Below are 18,625 nucleotides of genomic sequence, written 5' to 3'. Positions count from 1 at the left end.
AACACGTTGAGTGAGCGTGCTTAAAAATAGATGAGCAAAATTATTGCGCTGTTCAACCAGTCAGGCGGTGTCTCCAAAACCAGTTTGACAATGAATTTAGGCTACCATTTGGCGAAGCGTTCGCAAAAAGTCTTGTTAGTAGATATGGACCCCCAAGCCTCGCTTACCGCCTTCATGGGCTTGGAACCCTCTGAGTTACAGGAAACTGTCTACGAGTCCATTATGAACGGTTCTGACGCGGCGCTCCGCAAAAACCTTCACAACATGGACTTGCTCCCTTCTAATATTAATTTGAGCGGAGCAGAGCTGGAACTGGTGGTGGCTGACATGAGAGATAGTCGGCTAAAAGAAGTCATTGACCCCCTTAGCTCGAACTATGACTTCATATTGATAGACTGCCCTCCTTCGCTAGGCATCCTATCCTATATCAGTCTAGTTGCCTCCACTCACGTCTTAATTCCGATTCAGACTGAATATAAAGCTCTCAAAGGAACAGAATTGCTGTTGCAAACCATTGCTCGCGTCAGAAAACGCGCTAATCGTTCATTGCAGATTGCTGGAGTGATTCCGACGCTGTACGATACCCGTACTGTACAGGCCTTTCAAAGTTTGCAGTCAATTACTACTTCTCTGGAGAAGATTGGTGCGATTTACCCTGCCGTGCCTCGGACTGTCGCTTTCGCCGATGCGTCACAGCAACACGTACCTCTGGCCGTGTACAATCCAAAACATCCAGCCGTCGCCATACTCGATACTATTGCACAAGGACTCTTAGCTCTGGCATGAATCAAAAGCGCGACAGTCAGCCTTATCAAATCAAAGGGGTTGAGGCTCTATTAGGAACCAGCGACAGCGAAGATGCCGCATCCTCCCTTGTCTCAATACACAAAATTGTCTTGCCCCAGCAGCAGCCACGCCGCTATTTCGATCCGACAGCTATGCAAGAACTGGTGGAGTCAGTCAAGCAGCTAGGGATTCTGCAACCGCTCCTGGTACGCCCAATAGATGGCAACAAGTACGAATTGGTAGCGGGTGAACGGCGCTATCGAGCCGCTTCGTCGTTAGGTTTGACTGAGATTCCTGTTGTGATTCGGGAACTGACAGACACAGAGGCTCTGCAAATTACACTGCTGGAGAACTTGCAGCGGGAAGATTTGAATGCGATTGAGGAAACTGAGGGGATTCTGCAATTGCTGGCAATGAAATTAAACTCTACCTCCTCGTCAGTTATTGCTTTGCTCGGAGCAGCCGCGCACCCGGAACGCGCCGGTGTGGATAACGTTATCCACAGCTCGGAGTGGCAAATAGTAAGCGATATATTTGCACTCGTCGGGAAGTACACTCCAGAGAGTTTCCGAACCAATCGCCTCCCGTTGCTGAACCTGCCAGATGATGTGATTGGAGCGCTGCGGAAAGGACAGATTGAGTATACCAAAGCCAGAGCGATCGCCCGAGTTAAGGATAGCTCAGAGCGCTTCCAATTGTTAGAAGAGGCGATCGCTCTCGACCTCTCCCTGACCCAAATCAAACAGCGCATTGCCGATTTAACAGCGAAAAGTACAGGCCCGGCGACAGCACCAAATCACTCACTTAAAAGTCGCGTAGATGCAGCTTATGGCAGAGTGAAAAAGTCTAAGGTTTGGGATGACCCCAAAAAGCAAAAGAAACTAGAGAAGCTGTTAGCTGAACTGGAAGCTTTGGTGGGTGAGGGATTGGAAAAATGAAGCGGATTTTAAAGTAAAACTACTTAAATTCACATTAATTTAAGCTGAGTGAACTACCTACACTGTATCGGCAGGAGCAGTGTAGGCTTCTGTTTTAGAAAAACTTCAAATGTTCTCTGTCCTTATTCGGCTGTACCTCATATCGGTTGAAAACAATTTCGCTTTTTCTCGCCTGAAAACAATTTCGCTTTTTCTCGCCTTAGATCCCGCCACTAATTCTGGGTACAGACTTCAGTGGCGGGATCTAAGGCGTAATAGTTAAAAATCCGGCTTTGGGAAAAAATCTGTGCGACCTAAAAATAACGACAAAAAGCTAGTGTCATTAGTATGGTTTTTAGTCTCCCTGTTCATCTCTTCGTTTCTGAGTGCAGTTGGATTATTTCTCAGCCTCTGGGTCATCGTACCAGCGACCACACTGTCCCTGTTTCCTTTGGCAGTGGGAGCGCCAGAAATTAGCCCTTGGCTTGTAGGTATTAATGCGATCGCCCGAATGCTAACCATCTTCAGACGACAACAAGGCTGGTTCTGCAACACATCCCTGGTCTGTAGCCTGCTTGCCCTGAGCCTCAGCCTAATCCCCCTGCTACAGTTCCCAGCAGCCAATACACGGATCACGGCCGAAGTCCAAGCAGTTTTGGGGGCAGATTATTTGGCCACCCTTCCTCAAATTGAACAGGCACAACGACGACAACAACCGTTTATCCTAGCAGATGCCTTCCGGGGAATCCCCGTCCGGGAAGTTCGCATTCCTGAAGGCGTTGTAGTTGCTTTCCCCGGATCGAGTGAAACTGCAACTAAATGTTTACCGGCCGATGCAAATTGGTAGATATCCGGCGATCGTCATCCTCTAGAGAAGAGCTTGGCAAAGAGACAGTCCAAATAGTAATGAGGAATTTAGCCGCTACATGGCCGGGAGGGGGAGCATCTCAATGAAAGCAGCCAAGCTAGAAATTGGAGTCAGGAGTCAGGAGCCAGGAGAAAAGAGGAAGAAGGAAGGAAGAAGGAAGAAGGAAGGAGCCCGAAGAAGTGTTTTTACAAATATGAGATGCTCCCATCGGGAGGGGCTATTGCGTAGTAGCAATAGATTACCACCACGCTCCCCAGTATCGGTTTCGGGTTCAGTTGGAGGACGTAGAAGCTGCTCTGTCATATACAGCAGATTCCAGGGAAATAGAGTACACCTTAATCCCAAACACTTACCAAAATGGTTGACAAACCCTTGCAACCGTACTCCATGAACCTGGAAATTGCTGTATCAAAACCCATGCCGATGAGTGGTTCATTGATATTGACAGAATTGCTCTGATGGGAAGATCAGCCGGTTCCCATTTAGCATCGCTTTATGCTTATCGTTCAACTACAGTTCTAGTTCGGGCAGTAGTGAATTATTACGGGCCAAATGACCTGCTCCGGGGAGATTATGACGCACCTTTTCCCGACCCCCTAAACGTCCGAGCTATTCTGCGAGCCTTTCTGGGAGGAACCCCGGACAAATTAAGAGAGCTTTACCATGAAGCTTCTCCTATCAATTATGTTAAACCCAACCTTCCCCTTCTCTACTGGTTTATGCAGGTCGCGACCATATAGTTGGGGCAAAGTTTGGACGCTCTCTACGAACAATTACAAGCCCCTGGAAACCGTGCGGTAATGGTCGAAATTCCTTGGGCTGAACACGCCTTTGATGCGGTTTTTAATGGTGTGAGCAATCAACTGGCTTTGTATTACACAGAACGCTTTTTGGCTCCTGCTCTGAAGTCTTCTAATTACCAACCAAAATAAAGAAAAATCCTCAAAAACGAGCCTGACAACCCGCTCAACTTTAGTCCAGGGATCAAAGGCAGCAGGAGAGTTTAAATTATGGCTGCGTAAATTTTTAGCAGGGAGCTGATACGTAAATGAACACGTAACAGCCGTGAGGCTCCGAAAGCTTTATGTCCCCAGCTTCAAGACGCAACAAGAGACGCCAACTTCTGGAACTGTACGGAAACCGCTGCCACTGGTGCAACAAGTCGATGCAGAAATCAGAAAGAACCATCGAACACTTACTCCCGAAAAGTCGAGGCGGGTCTAACGCACTCTCCAACCTGCGTTTAGCCTGCTTCAGTTGCAATAATTCGCGTGGAAATAGCCTCTTGCCTCCTCCCGGCAAGAATTTACGCACACAAAGAGCTCAACCACATGAGAAAATAGCTTAGGATTTTCGCACGATCGCGAATTTTCATAGCTAATAAACAAACTAACTTGCTCCTCAAAAAAGTCGCATGGATGACCTAGATGGACGGTTAAGCGCTCTAATTGCAGAGGTGCGCCACAACCCAGCTAAAAGTAGAAAATGGCGAACAGCCATGAACAAGCTGTTATTGCAAATTCAGCAACTACCAGGAGTCAAAAAATCAGCTCATCCAAATTATCCTGCTGCCCTCAACCTTACTTTAGAATGGGTTAGTCGCGAGATTGCTAATTTTGAGCCGCGCCAATCTTCTGTTTCAAAAAGTTTGCTTAACTGGATCAACGTCTACCTGGGTTGGCGAATTAAAGATTTGTACTCTCCTGACAAAGATGCTCCAATTAGTTTAGATGCACCGATTGCGGTGGATGCTGGGGAAACAACTCGGCTCGAACTATTACCCGATTTTACGCTCAGCGGGTTGGATGGCATGATTGAAAGCGCTCAGAAAGAAACCACTCAGCGAATAGGTCTCCAACTAGAACTTTATATTGAGCAAGATCCAGAAGGCAAGCTAAAAAATAGTTACCCTCGTTCTTACCCGGAGTGTAACTGCCAATTCCTCAGCAAAAGAAGAGTGTTAAAAGAACCCCCGGACAAGTTTAAAGACTTAGCAAAAGAGTTAAACGTTAAGTACACAACTCTGAATTCTCACTGGGATAGAAAATGTGAACCTTCGTTGCAAGAAATAGCCCGCACTCTAGGATATGAGCAGGAACCAAAACCATGAACATTGCAGAACTCCCTCTATTAACAGTACCGCTAGAGTTAAAAGCTCACGAAATGGCGCGACAGTTGGCAGCCGTTCAAAGTACAGTCCAAAAAGGAAAACGAGTTTACTTGAATGCACTCGCAGTTTACGCAGTTCACAGCTATTTAAAATGGCTACAAATTGAAACAGATGTGAATAATTCCGATAGCTTCAATCCAGCAAAAACAGCGCTAGCTAATGTCGCTGACTTGGTAATCCCAGGTATTGGCTCCCTAGAATGCCGCCCAGTTTTACCTGGTGAAACAACCATCTTCTTACCCGAAGAAGTAATAGAAAATCGGATTGGATATGTGGGAGTACAGTTTAGCGATCGCCTTGACTCCGTGCAACTATTGGGATTTGCTCCCACCTTAGATAGCTCAAATCCCCCGCAACAAATAGCAGTAGCAGAACTGATGCCAATCGACACTTTAATTGAACAGATTACTCGTTTAGAAGAAGCGATCGCCTTCTTAGAAACAGACGATCCAGTGGCGGTACAGGTACGCTCCACGATCCAAACTCAATCGCAGAGCAATATTGTTGCCCAATTAGAGCGTATTTATCGAACTTGCGACGAGTACGAGTGGCGGTACGCAGGGGGAGAGATGTTAGCTGGGAGTACCGCAGGAGGGGAGTTTACTCGTCGTGAAAGTGCCGATAGCGCCGACACTGATTTAGAAGATTTAGCCGAAGCACTGCTGGAGAAGTTAGCAGAAATATGGAGGGATGCTGCGTAATTTTGGAGCGGATGGCTGATGTGTATATGTAGTATCCCCTTCGTAACCTGTAAAGAATATGGCAAAAGGATTCGGCCCGAAGAAAGCTCCCCCAGCGACAAAACGCCAGAAAGATTATTTCAAGCTGATTCAAGCGCTCCTCCAATGTCCTCGCGGTAAGCAACTGAAGATTTTAAGGAAGCACCCGGACTTGGTGGATGTTGGTTTGGTGGAAATGATGGAAATGGTAGCTACAATTCTGGTAGCACAGAGGGAGATTTCTGAGGCTAATTTGTTAATCGATTTGGCTGATTTTTTATACAGGTCTTACATAGGAGCAGATGCCTCACCAGTAACAGGCTCTTTTGTTAAAGCTCCAGCTTTCTTGTGGGAAGTATTGCGGACAATTCTGTTCAACCCAAGCGATCGACAAACTGTTTACCAGATACTAGCAATTAACTCAGACGAACTGAATGAAGATTTTTTGTGGCAATTTTGTCTCTGGATAGATTGTACACTCCTGAGAACCCAGCCAAAAATAACAAAAGCGATCGCGGCAGTTATTATGTATTTCTGCGAGATCCTCTGGCTATTTCCACTGGGTAACAGAGCAATTAACCTGGAAATTGCCATTGCCGGTTTTGAAGGATGTGCCAAGATTTTGACTCGTGAGGTTGAGCCACAAGTGTGGGCGAAAACCCAAAGCGATTTAGCCCCAGCATACCGCAATCGGATTTGGGGCGATCGCTCGCCCAACCTTGAAAAAGCCCTAACCGCTTGCACCAATGCTTTGCAAATTTTCACTCGCGATACTTCTCCCCAAGAGTGGGCGATGGTGCAAAATAATCTCGGTCTTGTTTACAGTGACAGAATCGTCGGAGATGAAGCTGAGAATTTAGAAAAGGCGATCGCTTGCTATGAAGGAGCCTTGCAAGTTGTTAGCCGCGAGCGAACTCCTGAACTTTGGGGAACACTGCAAAATAACCTGGCACTTGCTTACACTCGCCGAGTTGAAGGATCTCGCGCACAAAATTTCGAGCAAGCGATCGCCTGTTATCAAGTTGCCTTAAAAGTTCGCACTGATTCTGATTGGGCTAGTAGCCAATTTCACCTCGGTCTTGCCTATAGCGAAAGGATTTTAGGGGACAAAATCCAGAACCAGGAACGGGCGATCGCAGCCTACCAAGCCGCATTACAAATTTATACTCCCGAAACCTATCCAGAAAGATGGGCTAAAACCCAGTTAGATTTGGGTTTTGCTTACCGCAAATTGGCACAAAGTGCTAATGCTTTAACCTGTTTTCAAACCGCCTTAAAAGTCTTTACTCCTACTTCGTTCCCTAGAGAGTGCATCGAAACCGGACTTGAGTTGGGAAAGGTAGCATTGGCTACTGGCAAAAAGGCGGAAGCTTTTGAAGGTTTTGAGATTGTAATTGAAGCTGTAGAGATGATCAGCCGCTGGGGTGATTCTGAATCTTTACATCAAGAAATTCCCGAAAAATTTTCTGCTTACGCACAAATACTAGGGCTTTGCACGGACTGGGGAGAACTAAAAAAAGCCAGAGAATATGCTGAACGCTCAAGTTCTCCTGTTATTTTAGGCCTACTAGAAAATGTTCACCTCCAGCAAGTAAGTTCTATTTCACAGTTTCTTATTAAAGTCTTAGACACCGTTGCAAAAAACGAAAATAATCCGCAAGCTTTGTACCATATTCTCGAAGCAAACCTAGATAAACTGGACAACAGTTTTGTAGAACGATTAAGTCTAATAAAGTTTGATATATCTCAAGTAGGGCCAGGGGAAGCAATCAATTTAGCGGCAAGAGTTCTCAACTTTAGCAGCCTGATTGAAAATTTCCCCAAAGGCAATGCAGAAAACAACTGGAAGATTGCTAAGACAGGCTACGAAGTTGCAGCTACTGTTTTTACCAAAGAAGACTTCCCCGAACAATGGAATTTTATTCAACATAAAATCCGCCCTAATTTACCCTTTGAATTATTGCAAGTTATTTCCGAAACTCAAGCTAAAATTCGAGTTGATACTTTACTTGAACATGAGCGAGAGCAAATTGAGAAGTATTTTGTTAAAATAGCGCAAAAACTTATATCGTTGAAAGCTGATCCAGAACCCATAGACGAACTTTTTATCAAGTGGGTACAGAAAATATTGCTTGACGCTAACCAAGAGCAAATTGACGAAATTTTTGTTAAGGAGATGCCAGATGAAACCGATGCTATGCTATCTGAAGTCCCACCTGAAAAAAGAAAAGAAATTGCTTCTGGTATTTTGGTTTTAAGTTTACACATCCACCAATTAAAAAAAGGGAATGAGGCTAATAATTTAGAAATTGCGATCGCAGGTTACGAAATTGCTTCCACAGTCTTTACCCGTGAAGCTTTTCCAGAAGAGTGGGCACTTTGTCAGATGTTCCTCGGTAACACTTGCTACCGCCGTTTTAAGGGCGATCGCGCCGACAATCAAGAACAAGCGATTGCTTACTGTCAAGATGCCCTACAAGTATATACCCGCGAAGCTTTTCCGATACAGTGGGCAACGATTCAAAATACATTATCTCTTGCCTATGACAACCGAATTCGGGGAGATCGGTTAGAGAATGCAGAATTAGCGATCGCGGCTGGCGAAGCTGCAATGGAAGTTCGCACCCGCGAAGCAATGCCTGAAGAATGGGCCCAAGTGCAAAACAATTTGGGCATCGTTTACTGCGATCGCATTTGTGGCAACAAGGCGGAAAACTTGGAACAAGCGATCGCCTGTTATGAAAATGCCCTGTTATTCCGCACCCGCGAAGAATTTCCTCAACTTTGGGCGCAAACTCAAATGAATCTGGCATCTGCTTACCGCCAGCGACTTCATGGCGATCGGGTCGAAAATGTTGAGAAGGCGATCGCAGCTAACAAAGCAGCATTACAAGTTTACACTCAAGACGAGTTTCCCGTAGATTGGGCTAGAGTAAAAATGAATCTGGCTAATGCTTATTTGCATCGACTTCAGGGCGATCCAAATGAGAATTTAGAAATAGCTATTGCCGCCCATCAAGCTGCCTTACAAATCTTTAACCAGGATGAGTTTCCTACAGAGTGGGCTATGGTTCAAATGAATCTGGCCAATAGCTACCTCAGCCTTGAGCGAAACTCCGAGGCGATCGCCTGTTATCGAAAAGCAATGGAAGTCTTCACGCCAACAGCTTTCCCATTTGAGTGCCTGAAGACTGGAGAAATGCTAGGAAACAGAGCATTTGTAATGGGAGATTGGCAGTTAGCCATTGAGGGATACGGTATCGCGATCGAAGCCGTAGAAACCAGCCGTACTTGGGCAACTTCTGAATTTCGCCGCCAAGAAATTTTTGAAGAGGCGATCGACATTTATGCAAACATCGTGCAAGCTTGCATCAATAATAAGCAGTTAGATAAAGCTGTTGAATACGTAGAGCGATCGCGCTCTAAACGCCTCGTAGACTTGATGGCAAGCAATGACCTCTATTCAAGTGCAGAAATTCCTGCTGAAATTCAACAGTATTTACAGGATTTTGAGCGCCGACAGCAGCAAATTGACAAAGAACGAGGGCGCAATCAACCTAGCAACGACTTTGATAATAGCAAACTTGATAACAGTCGCGCAGCACTAGCAGCTTACAATCAAACAATAGCTGATCTGGAAGCTGAAAAACTCCTAATTTGGGAACAACTTCGTCGCTTAGATTCGGTGCTTGCGGGTCAAATTCGAGTCAATCCTCTCAAATTCCCATCCATCCAGCAGCTTATCGACAAACCCACCACTGCAATTATTAGCTTTTACACCACTGTTAGCGACACCTTTATCTTCGTCGTGCGGCAAAACGAGATTACCCTACAAAGTTGCGCTGATTTAGGATTTGAGACTTTGCACGGATGGATTTTCCAAAATTGGTTAGGACAATATGTTGAAGATAACAATTCTTGGAAAGAAGAGTTCGTTGGGATGTTAACTAAACTGGCACAACAGTTAAATTTAAACGATCTAATCTTATGGCATTTAGAAGGAATTTCGGAACTGATTATAGTTCCTCATTTTGCCCTTCACCAAATCCCCTTCGCTGCACTACCCATTGGAGACAACCGATATTTGGGTGACAAGTTTTTGATTCGTTACGCACCTAGTTGCCAAGTGCTAGAGTTCTGTCAGCAGCGCCCTTCATTAGGCAATAACCTAAACTGTGGCACTATTGAAGATGCGACGGGCGACTTGCCTTGCGCCAGCTTTGAAGGAGAGCAACTAGCAGTCCTTTATAGTATCCCAGACAATCAACGCTTAAAAGGTCGCCGTCAAGCCACGGTTAGTAACTATCGAGAACTGGCGCAAACCGTCCAAATCCTCCACTCTAGCCACCACGCCCAGTCGCGTTTTGACAATCCCTTTGAATCGACATTAATTTTAGGAGATGGCTGCATTACTTTAGGTCAGCTAATGACTCCTGCATGGCGTCTCCCTCAGTTGTCGGATGTATTTCTTTCCTGCTGCGAAACAGGATTGGGATTGAGTGAAATTACTGGTGATATCCTCACTTTTTCAACTGCTTTTTTGTCGGCGGGAGCCAGAAGTGTTATCAGTACGCTTTGGGCTGTCGATGATTTAGCTACGGCGCTTTTCTCCATTTTTTACTATCAAGAGTGGCAGCAGGGAAAGAATCGCCCAGAAGCTATGAGACAAGCTCAAGTTAAGTTGCGAGAGCTTACGGGCAATACCTTAGCTGCTAGTTATAAACCCCAACTCACAGAACTTTTGAAACAGAAACGTGAAGAAACCCACACCCTCCGCAAAATATCCGAGGCAGAACGAAAAGCTTGCTCCTCCGGTTCCTCAGAATATCAGCAATGGGATGAAGAATACAAAAAGTATGATAAAATTGGCAAACAAATTTATTTATCTGTCAAAAATTTAGATAAATATTGTCAAGAATTAAAGCCGTTCTCTCACCCTTTTTACTGGGCCGCTTTTACCTGCACTGGGATTCGGTAAAATAGACTATTAAAGAGGAATTTAGCAACACCTGAATAAACCAGTATAGCAGTTCGAGCATTAGTTAGGAAAGTTCAGCTAATTCCGCAGGAGCCTCACGTCTCACCGCAACGGGAGAGTGTGAGAGGAATGAGGGTAAAAGTTGGGGGTTCGATACCAGGTGCAGGTTTGGGTTCGACTGCTTTAACAGTAGTGAGAGGAATGGGGATAAAAGTTGGGGGTATCGAACCCCCAACTTTTACAATTTCTTGCCTAGTATTCGCAGATAATCTCGCTCACAAATCATTTTGAGTCCTAAATACTGTATCGTAGTATTTCAACCATATTTCCTTGGACTAGGAGTGTGAGACGAGAGTTAACAGTTTCGATGAGTTTCCCATTGTCTTGTATTCGATTACCATCCGAACATACAAATCTCAACTTAGCGCACCAAATCAGCCAGCAGCCCCGACGCTTCTCGCTGCAAGCTCTGCCGATTGTCATCGTAGCAATTAAGGACGTTCGAGCTCGTATGGCGGCTCAACTTCTGCGCCATTCGCGTATTACCGTTGCTTGTATCTAACAGCGTCGTAATTGCAGCGTGGCGTATTCTGTGCGGGCTGATTCTTTTAGGAATTCCCGCAGCGGAGCAAGTTGAGAAAACAAGCTTGTAAATAGCGTACCCGCTCAACCTCAATCCGTATTCACGCTTTGTCAAAGCGATAAATAAAGGATCGAGGGGCATTGCAGCTCCCCGCACGCTCAGCCAATCAGAAATCGCATCTCTAGTCGCGCTATGCAAGTCAATTAGCTGCGCTTGAGTTCCCCTACCTTTGCCGTAAATATTCAGAGTTCGGGCTAGCGGGTCAAAGTCGCCTATATTGGCTCCGCCGATCTCCCCCCGGCGCAACGCATTGTCCCACAGCAGCCGAAGAACTGCATAGTCGCGCTTTCCCTGGGGTGTACTCCGGTCAGGAATGGACAACACCGACTGCATCGCCGCCACATTCTCAGAAGCAACTCGGCCAAACCCTGTAGTATCCCGGTAAGGAACCACCTTCTCTCCTTCAACATCTACCAAACTCCACTCGCACTCGCCCACCTTGCGAGCAAAATTCACCAAACTTTTGATAGCCGCCAGTCGCCGATTAATCGTCGCTTCCTTAAGTCCCTTGTCGATTAGTTTGGCTTTATACTTGAGAACCACCGCGACAGCGGCGAAGCGGTTCAGCCGTAGGAACTCGCGCACTAATGCCGGATGCGGTTCCTGCCCCGTCATTGTCATAAAAAAATCGTACAAATCTTTCTCATAAGCCCCCCTTGTGTTGACAGAGCGCTTGGCAGCTAACAGCTCTGCCACTAGGTCGCGCGTTGAAGCTATCTCTCCAAAGGAATTAGCAGCGTGTTCTAAGTCCATAGCCGGCCTCATAATGTGCCTTTCCAGACCAGATTACCTGAATCTGGGGTGCAAAAAGATGGATAATTTACCAGTCCGTTCGGCGAGCGTACTAATGATGAGCGGCGGGCTCCAAAACCTTGCAGGCGCAGCGGCGATCGCTATACGTGCCGAAAATTTGTCGGGCTGTGTAGATAATTATCCGGCTTTGATTCGTTCTTGTTTAAGCGATCGCTCCCTTGAAGGCTTAAATCGATTGTGGCAGGCTTGGAAACAATTAGCTGACGATTCTCCTCAATCCGAGTTGGTATGGCTGACAATTATAGCCATTCTCTGCCATGTTTCCTGCGTTGGAACTGCCCCTTGGCAGTACATCTTACCAAACCAAACCAAAAAATCTGTATTGTCGCCGATGTCAGCTTTTGAGCTAATGGTTCAAACCCAGGTTCAAGACATGAGAATTGCAGGAAAAACAGCAGCTAATACTGCTAAGAGCGTTCGCTCTGATGCTCGGACTTGTCTTGGCGTACCGGATGATTTTGCTGATTTAATCATTACCTCGCCGCCCTATGCTAATAACTATGACTATGCCGATGCTACGCGCTTAGAGATGTGCTTTGCAGGAGAAATTAGTGGAAAAACCGGAAGCATAACGTCCCTCTGTGCGAAGGCTGTTTGTGGGTTAGGGGATGATCGAGATTTGACAATAGCTTGTATCAACAGTTCTTAGTTTCTGGCAGAAATTAACAGCGATAAAGCAGGAAATTATTACTGGAAAATGTTAAAATAATAGCGTTATGGTAAACTGTAGTAACGAGCGAATTGGGACAGTATATGGGAGAGCTTTCGATCGTGAAGTTAGTGGAAAAACACATTATTTTTCGCCACCACTGGAACGCAAATGCTTTGGGGCTACAGGGCCTGGTAGTACGGAAAGTTCGGGTTACTCCTTACAAAAAGGTTCGAGAAAGCAAGTGAGATATTTGTCTATCAAACCTGTAACTATTATTAGCATTAAGAGGCTAGGCTATGGAGTTATCTACTACCACCACCACCACGATAGATGGCGACCGCATTCAAGAGTACGCCAAGAAGCTACGCCAGAGTAATTTTTTAGAAACTTTGGCCTTGAATGTAGCAATGGGGATTCATGCCGAAATTACTAAAAGGGATGAAACATTAGAAGGCTTTAGTCATAAGTGTGTTGATGAACTCGAAAAATTTCTCAAAGATCAGATAGTTGATGATGCTTTCTACTTGACAAAAGCAGAGGAAATATTAAATCATCTGACCCTCTGGCTTCAGGCAGGTAGAACCGAGGAAAATTTATGGAAAAACGTGGCACTTGATTCAGCTTTAATTTTTCTAGAGCCACTCGATTTATCCAATCGGACACTAGATGAGTTAACCGCTATGCTGGGGCTGGCTTCAAAAACAGTTCCCGCAACCGAACCCCAGCTATTTATCAGCACCACAATCACTCAAATACTCACCTCAGCCCCTCCTAGAACGGCTTGCAAGTCCTTATTACGAATTTGGGATTGGCAAGAAGATACCCATAAAAATGTGTTTTTTCGAGATAATTACAGCACGGGTTTTGTTAAGTTAGCCTTAAAGGATAAAGACCCAGTTACTAAAGAATATTTTTACTTTACAGGCAAGGCAGCCTGGGGAATTATTGAGGAATTTGGCAATTTGGGGAAAGATACTGCCAAACTCCACTGTTTACTATCTGCCTATGTTTTTCAACAGGCTGTGCCTTGGAGAACTGAAATTAAGCTAGCTGGAACTGGGAAAAATGGCGGCACTAACCTCATAGACTTAATGGGTTGGGGTGAGCGTAAAGATATGACCACTTCCCAGAAGTTACTCAGGATAGAGCAATGCCTGAAGCTTCTGAGAAGGCTGGACGCTACCATTAAATGGAATATCGGGAAGCTAGGATGCGATATGAATTCCCTCATTTGGGACGTTGCTGTGGAGCGCTACGGGCTGCGTAACATTTTCACAGATGAAATTGATGAACCAACAGAAATAGTAGCCTTCATTCGGGCGGGTAGATGGGCTGAGTTTTTCTTTAATAAACCTGGCAAGAATGCCAGACCTCCAGTTGCCTTATATGAGTTTGGTTGGATTTCAGAAGCGACGCTCAAAATGAACCCGTATCATGATGAGCTAGCATTCTTAATTGCCATCAATATAACAACAGAAAGCGCCATTCATACAAATGGGAAATACACGGTTAAGACCGTGCTAGAGATGGTGATGCCGAAAAATGAGATTGAATTAGCCCGTAAGGATCATCGCTACGCTGGTAAGCTGAAGCAACGTTGGGATAAAGCCTTAATGCAGCTAGCTGAGTTAGATTGGCAGATTATATATGACTCTGAAACCTACCCAGAATGGTTGCGTCCTGGAAGTACAACAGGTAAACCCAAAGATTGCAAAAAAAGAATTATTGATTTACTGCTAGAAGCTGGTGTCACCATCAAGCCTCCCGGTAAAATTCCTGCCTTGATAGCTGCTAAAAAATCAGCATCTTTGCCCCGGAAACGGAAATCAGCATTTGCTGCCCCGTTAGAGTGGGAACCGATACAGAAGGCTTGTGAAGCAAAGGATTGGACGAAGCAAAGAGTCATCGCCGAAAAGCTGGGCATATCTCAGCAGCTAGTCTCACAGCTTCAGCGCGGCAAGCCAATTAGCCCCAAAACCGCCGCCCACCTCAAAAAAATCTTGCCTAAAGTGCTACCAGAATTGTCAATCTAGCTTCCCGTCCCCTTGACCCCAACTCCAGCCCCAAGCGTAGTAAGGCTGGAGTTTTGCGTAGTAAGGCAAAAATGACCTCAAAATCACCTTCAAACTTTTACCAGGCAAGGCTTATGACTTTACTACGGACACACCCGGATCTAGTGACAAAAACACCCGGATCTGGTGACAAAAACTCCCGGATCTGGTGACAACTCAATTTTGAAACTCTTGACTAGCAAGCATTTCAGAACCTTACTACGCGCGGATTAACTATTAATTAATTATCTTTGATCGGCGTGCAAGCAGCGATTTTTAGAACATGAGACAAAGGGATGTTCCCCACTCAAGGAATAGCCCGGTGAAGATTTATCGAGATAGCACAGCCATTGACCTTCAAAATCAGTCCTCACAGAGACTCACAGTCCACTTGACTCCATCTGACCCGTTCATGAGGCGCTCTGGCGGTAGCCAGATTCGGGTGCAACTTGGAGCGCATTTCGCATTGCTACTAGACCCGAAGGTCAACACAGCCAACATGGGGGTGCGTTATGGTCTTATCTAAGTCCGCCCTCAATGAATGGCAAGAAAGCGGTGTAGACCCCGCCATCTTCGCCCTCAACGTGCAAACCCTTAGTGGCGACGCCCCCTACGCCTACCTCCTCTACGAAATTAACGCCGCCTCCGGCAGAGTCCACCCCGACGCACAATGGCGGTGGGCCAGAAAACACTACAGCCACATCGAGCACGGTGGTTGGTGGTGTTCGGGCCTTGACCCCCTCAACAACTGGCAGCCCATGTATTGGGGCTGCTTCAAACCCTATCAGCCCCGCAACAGCTTCGACCCAAACGGTAAAACCAAGCCCGTAAAATACGAACACCCCCCCAAAACCCCCACCAGAGCCTTCTTCCTGCAAGTCCCAGACCACATCTGGGCAAAAGTCGCAGAACGCCACGGCGTCCCCATCAACCCAGAGGATTTGGAAGGGGGAGCGGGGGAGATGGGGAGATGGGGAGCGGGGGAGATGGGGAGATGGGGAGATGGAACAGGAAAGACGAAGATTTCCCCTCTGCTCCCACGCTCCTCTGCCCCTAGCCCGTGCTGCCCCTCTGCCCCTCTGCCCCCCTGCTCCCCCTCTCCCTCTCTCCCAAACCAGCCTCAGTTCTGGCAATGGGTGTGGGACAACAACATCCCCGTCACCATCGTCGAAGGCGTAAAAAAAGCCGCCTGCCTGCTCACAATGGGCTACGTGGCCATTGCCCTCCCCGGCGTCACGATGGGCGTCAAAACCAAGAACGTGCTAGGGGAGAAGTGCAACCCCTATCTCATCCCCGAACTCCAACACTTCGCCACCCCAGGGCGGGAAATCTACATCGGCTTCGATCGCGACAGCAAGCACTCTACCGTCCTCAACGTCAACCGCGAGATTGACAAACTCGGCCGCCTGTTCACCACCGCCAAATGCTCCGTCAGCGTCATCACTCTGCCAGGACCGGAGAAAGGCATCGACGATTTCGTGGTAGCCAGAGGCGAGGATGCGCTCATTGCCCTCAAAAACGCAGCACGAGGCTTCCAATTTTGGCAGGATAGGGAATCATGGCTTTTAACCTATCCCGCGTCTTTAACGCTAAATTCTCGCTATCTGGGAGAACTCCCCTATCCAGAGGCCGGCTTAGCCTGCATCAAATCCCCCAAAGGCACCGGCAAAACCCGCTCCCTCGCCCACCTGGTTTCCCACGCCCTCAACACGGGCGAACGCCGCGTGCTAGTCATCACCCACAGGATTCAGCTCGGCCGCGCCATCTGCGCCGGGTTGGGAATCAACTACATCGACGAAACCAAGAACTCGCCGGAAGGCAAATTATTCGGGTACGGCTTGTGTGTAGACAGCCTCCACCCCCACTCAATGGCCCGTTTCAACCCCGAAAACTGGTCTGGGGCGATCGTCCTCATTGATGAGTGCGAACAAGTCATCTGGCACGCCTTGAACTCCAGCACCTGCCGCGAAAACCGCGTCGCCATCTTGCAAACCCTGCAAGAACTCATTCGCACCGTCTTAACCACCGGTGGCTTAATCGTTGCCCAGGATGCTGACTTATCTGATTGCGCGATCGACTACTTGAAGGCGCTTGCTGGCATCCCCCTCGAACCTTGGATTGCCGTCAACGAGTGGAAACCTAAAAAAGAGCGGGACGCGATCTTCTACGCCACTCAAAGTCCCGCACCACTATTCGCTCAAATGGAGCAAATTCTCTCGGGAGAAATCACCAGTTGCGACCTTGAAAGCCACGCCCTCTGCTGCCCGATCGATCGATACAGGCCCCACATTATGGTTGTTGAAGACTCCCAAAAAGTCAAAGGAAAATGGTCATGTCGCAATCTAGAAACACAACTGCAAAAACGATTTCCCGACAAGCGCATTCTCAGGATTGATAGCGAGTCAGTAGCCGACCCCAACCACCCTGCTTGTGGCTGCGTTGAGAAACTTAATGCCACCATTCAAAACTACGACATCATCATCGCTAGCCCCACCATTGGCACAGGAGTTAGCATCGACATTCGCGGTTATTTTACAGCTGTATTCGGCATTTTCAAAGGAGCAATTGCCGTCAACGATGCCTTGCAAGGTCTCGCTCGCGTCAGGGATGAAAATGTTCCAATCTTTGTTTGGACAGCGCCCTTTGGCATTGGCAAAATTGGCAACGGCAGCGCTTCTTACCGAGCTCTCCTCGCTTCCCAGCAGAAGGTTATCAAAACCAACATCCGCTTGCTGCAAGGAGTTGACTTCGACATCGACGCGGCCCACGACCCGGTTCACCTGAGAACTTGGGCAAAAATGGCTGCTAGAATTAATGCCGGAATGTGGCATTACAGAGAGGCGATTAGGTACAGCTTAAAAGCTGAAGGGTTTCAGGTAAAACTGTGCCGAGAAAATCAGCTAGAACAACTCCTTTTAGAGGGATTAGCGCAGCAAATAGCAGCCAGCGCGGTCAAAAACTGGAAGCTATTGCAGCAGCTTGCCCAGAAGGTTAATGCTCAGTTAAATGAATTAACTCTCCGAAATGTCGGAGCTGCTCTGGTTAAGGAAGAGGCTGAGTCAATTCAGCGAGAAAACCGCAGGGTAGAAGCGGATGCTGTTGCTGATGCTCCTGATATTACTCTGTCTGAGTATCTGAAGTTGAAGGACAAGCGCTCCAAGACAAACGGCGAACTCAATCAAGAGCGCAAGTACCAACTGCAAGAGACTTATGGTGTGTCGGTGACGCCTGAGCTGAAATTGAAGGACGACGACGGCTGGCTGCCTCAAATTCGCCTGCATTACTATTTGACCCATGACCCAGAGTTTGTCAGGAAACGAGATAAAAATCACTTGGCGGGGCATCAAGAAAGGGGTCAAGGGAAGGTTTGCCCGCAAGATTTGCGCTTCCTGAAAGCTTCTGTGGAAGCTCTCAAGAAGTTGGGGCTGATGGAGTTCTTTGACTCAGACAGGGAGTATCGAGGGACTGACCCGGAGGTGATAGCCTTTGCTCAAAGGGTCAAGCAGTATTCTGCGGACGTGAAAGATTTTCTGGGTATCAACGTCCACCCTAATGCCCACCCAATGGAGGTGGTTCAGTATGTTTTGAAGGGGAAGCTGGGCTTTACCCTGCGACTGGTTCGCCAAGAAAGGTCGGAGGAACGAGATGCTTTGGGTAGGTCTAAGCGCATTCGAGTTTACCAGTTCCAGTTCCCCAACGACGACCGAGCGGCGATTTTTGCAGCTTGGGAGCAGCGGGATGAGAAGGCTATCTCTTTGGCAGAAGCCGTGGCTCCCTGTTTGGAAGGGATTCCTGGCGGCACAGGGTCAGATAAAGATATGAAGATATCGGGGGGTGTGCCACCAAATGATGAAGCTGCGAACGCAGGGCGCTCCTTGAAAGTGGGCGCGCTAGTGCGGTTTGTTGGTGAGGTTCAAAAATATGTGGTTAAAGCTGTCTCAGGCGCTCGAGTGATGGTGCAATCGTTGCTTTCGGGTGCGATCGTCCACACTTGCGATCGCCGCTTGGAGCTGGCGGATTGAGGAGCA

13 protein-coding genes are annotated in these 18,625 nt (G+C 47.2%); 12 read left to right on the top strand and 1 reads right to left on the bottom strand.

Features of this window, described 5'->3' with window-relative positions; genetic code table 11:
• Window positions 1-30: 30 nt before the first annotated feature.
• The 9 genes from QUA40_RS01985 (at window position 31) to QUA40_RS01945 (ending at window position 10,438) form a co-directional block, all read left to right on the top strand.
• Window positions 31-786, top strand: a complete 756-nt coding sequence (locus tag QUA40_RS01985; protein ID WP_333121333.1) for a ParA family protein — start codon at window positions 31-33, stop codon at window positions 784-786.
• Complete coding sequence (locus tag QUA40_RS01980; RefSeq protein WP_333121331.1) at window positions 783-1,724, top strand: ParB/RepB/Spo0J family partition protein; 942 nt, start codon at window positions 783-785, stop codon at window positions 1,722-1,724. Before QUA40_RS01985 ends, QUA40_RS01980 begins: the two co-directional genes overlap by 4 nt.
• Window positions 1,725-2,040: 316 nt before the next feature.
• Window positions 2,041-2,550, top strand: a complete 510-nt coding sequence (locus tag QUA40_RS01975) for a hypothetical protein (RefSeq protein WP_333121329.1) — start codon at window positions 2,041-2,043, stop codon at window positions 2,548-2,550.
• A gap of 428 nt (window positions 2,551-2,978) precedes the next feature.
• Window positions 2,979-3,311 carry a hypothetical protein gene (locus QUA40_RS01970; RefSeq protein ID WP_333121375.1) on the top strand — a complete coding sequence of 111 codons (333 nt, stop codon included), beginning with the start codon at window positions 2,979-2,981 and terminating at the stop codon, window positions 3,309-3,311.
• Window positions 3,312-3,323: 12 nt separating this feature from the next.
• The gene (locus QUA40_RS01965; RefSeq protein ID WP_333121328.1) at window positions 3,324-3,503 is read left to right on the top strand and encodes a hypothetical protein; all 180 of its coding nucleotides are present in this window, start codon (window positions 3,324-3,326) and stop codon (window positions 3,501-3,503) included.
• A gap of 152 nt (window positions 3,504-3,655) precedes the next feature.
• Complete coding sequence (locus QUA40_RS01960; RefSeq protein ID WP_333121326.1) at window positions 3,656-3,919, top strand: HNH endonuclease; 264 nt, start codon at window positions 3,656-3,658, stop codon at window positions 3,917-3,919.
• Between the two features lie 66 nt (window positions 3,920-3,985).
• Window positions 3,986-4,681, top strand: a complete 696-nt coding sequence (locus tag QUA40_RS01955) for a hypothetical protein (RefSeq protein WP_333121325.1) — start codon at window positions 3,986-3,988, stop codon at window positions 4,679-4,681.
• Window positions 4,678-5,442 carry a DUF1822 family protein gene (locus QUA40_RS01950; RefSeq protein WP_333121324.1) on the top strand — a complete coding sequence of 255 codons (765 nt, stop codon included), beginning with the start codon at window positions 4,678-4,680 and terminating at the stop codon, window positions 5,440-5,442. The genes QUA40_RS01955 and QUA40_RS01950 overlap by 4 nt, the downstream gene beginning before the upstream one ends.
• A 58-nt stretch (window positions 5,443-5,500) precedes the next feature.
• Window positions 5,501-10,438, top strand: a complete 4,938-nt coding sequence (locus QUA40_RS01945; RefSeq protein ID WP_333121322.1) for a CHAT domain-containing tetratricopeptide repeat protein — start codon at window positions 5,501-5,503, stop codon at window positions 10,436-10,438.
• 421 nt (window positions 10,439-10,859) lie between these two features.
• On the opposite strand, the gene QUA40_RS01940 is transcribed toward QUA40_RS01945, so the two are convergent.
• Window positions 10,860-11,834: a tyrosine-type recombinase/integrase gene (locus tag QUA40_RS01940; RefSeq protein ID WP_333121319.1), complete on the bottom strand. Its 975-nt coding sequence runs from the start codon at window positions 11,832-11,834 to the stop codon at window positions 10,860-10,862.
• A 58-nt stretch (window positions 11,835-11,892) separates the two neighbouring features.
• On the opposite strand from QUA40_RS01940, the gene QUA40_RS01935 reads away from it, so the two are divergent.
• The 3 genes from QUA40_RS01935 to QUA40_RS01925 all read left to right on the top strand — a co-directional run bounded on the left by QUA40_RS01935 (window position 11,893) and on the right by QUA40_RS01925 (window position 18,619).
• On the top strand, window positions 11,893-12,543 hold the full coding sequence (locus QUA40_RS01935) for a hypothetical protein (RefSeq protein ID WP_333121317.1): 651 nt from the start codon (window positions 11,893-11,895) through the stop codon (window positions 12,541-12,543).
• 299 nt (window positions 12,544-12,842) lie between these two features.
• Window positions 12,843-14,579 carry a helix-turn-helix transcriptional regulator gene (locus QUA40_RS01930; RefSeq protein WP_333121315.1) on the top strand — a complete coding sequence of 579 codons (1,737 nt, stop codon included), beginning with the start codon at window positions 12,843-12,845 and terminating at the stop codon, window positions 14,577-14,579.
• Window positions 14,580-15,109: 530 nt separating this feature from the next.
• Entirely contained in the window at window positions 15,110-18,619 is a 3,510-nt protein-coding gene (locus tag QUA40_RS01925) for a plasmid replication protein, CyRepA1 family (RefSeq protein WP_333121313.1), read from the top strand.
• The last annotated feature ends 6 nt before the right edge of the window (window positions 18,620-18,625 follow it).

It is taken from the genome of Microcoleus sp. Pol11C3, from assembly GCF_036701485.1.
Classification (GTDB): Bacteria; Cyanobacteriota; Cyanobacteriia; order Cyanobacteriales; family Microcoleaceae; genus Microcoleus.
Note: the sequence above shows the minus strand (reverse complement) of the source record. Positions and strands in the feature narration are given on the sequence as shown.

Bases quoted from the DNA above. Each gene is read 5' to 3' on its own strand.
- QUA40_RS01955 (WP_333121325.1), top strand. From the start codon at position 3,986: ATGGATGACCTAGATGGACGGTTAAGCGCTCTAATTGCAGAGGTGCGC.
- QUA40_RS01940 (WP_333121319.1), bottom strand. From the start codon at position 11,834: ATGGACTTAGAACACGCTGCTAATTCCTTTGGAGAGATAGCTTCAACG.
- QUA40_RS01950 (WP_333121324.1), top strand. From the start codon at position 4,678: ATGAACATTGCAGAACTCCCTCTATTAACAGTACCGCTAGAGTTAAAA.
- QUA40_RS01930 (WP_333121315.1), top strand. From the start codon at position 12,843: ATGGAGTTATCTACTACCACCACCACCACGATAGATGGCGACCGCATT.
- QUA40_RS01985 (WP_333121333.1), top strand. From the start codon at position 31: ATGAGCAAAATTATTGCGCTGTTCAACCAGTCAGGCGGTGTCTCCAAA.
- QUA40_RS01925 (WP_333121313.1), top strand. From the start codon at position 15,110: ATGGTCTTATCTAAGTCCGCCCTCAATGAATGGCAAGAAAGCGGTGTA.
- QUA40_RS01935 (WP_333121317.1), top strand. From the start codon at position 11,893: ATGGATAATTTACCAGTCCGTTCGGCGAGCGTACTAATGATGAGCGGC.
- QUA40_RS01960 (WP_333121326.1), top strand. From the start codon at position 3,656: ATGTCCCCAGCTTCAAGACGCAACAAGAGACGCCAACTTCTGGAACTG.
- QUA40_RS01980 (WP_333121331.1), top strand. From the start codon at position 783: ATGAATCAAAAGCGCGACAGTCAGCCTTATCAAATCAAAGGGGTTGAG.
- QUA40_RS01945 (WP_333121322.1), top strand. From the start codon at position 5,501: ATGGCAAAAGGATTCGGCCCGAAGAAAGCTCCCCCAGCGACAAAACGC.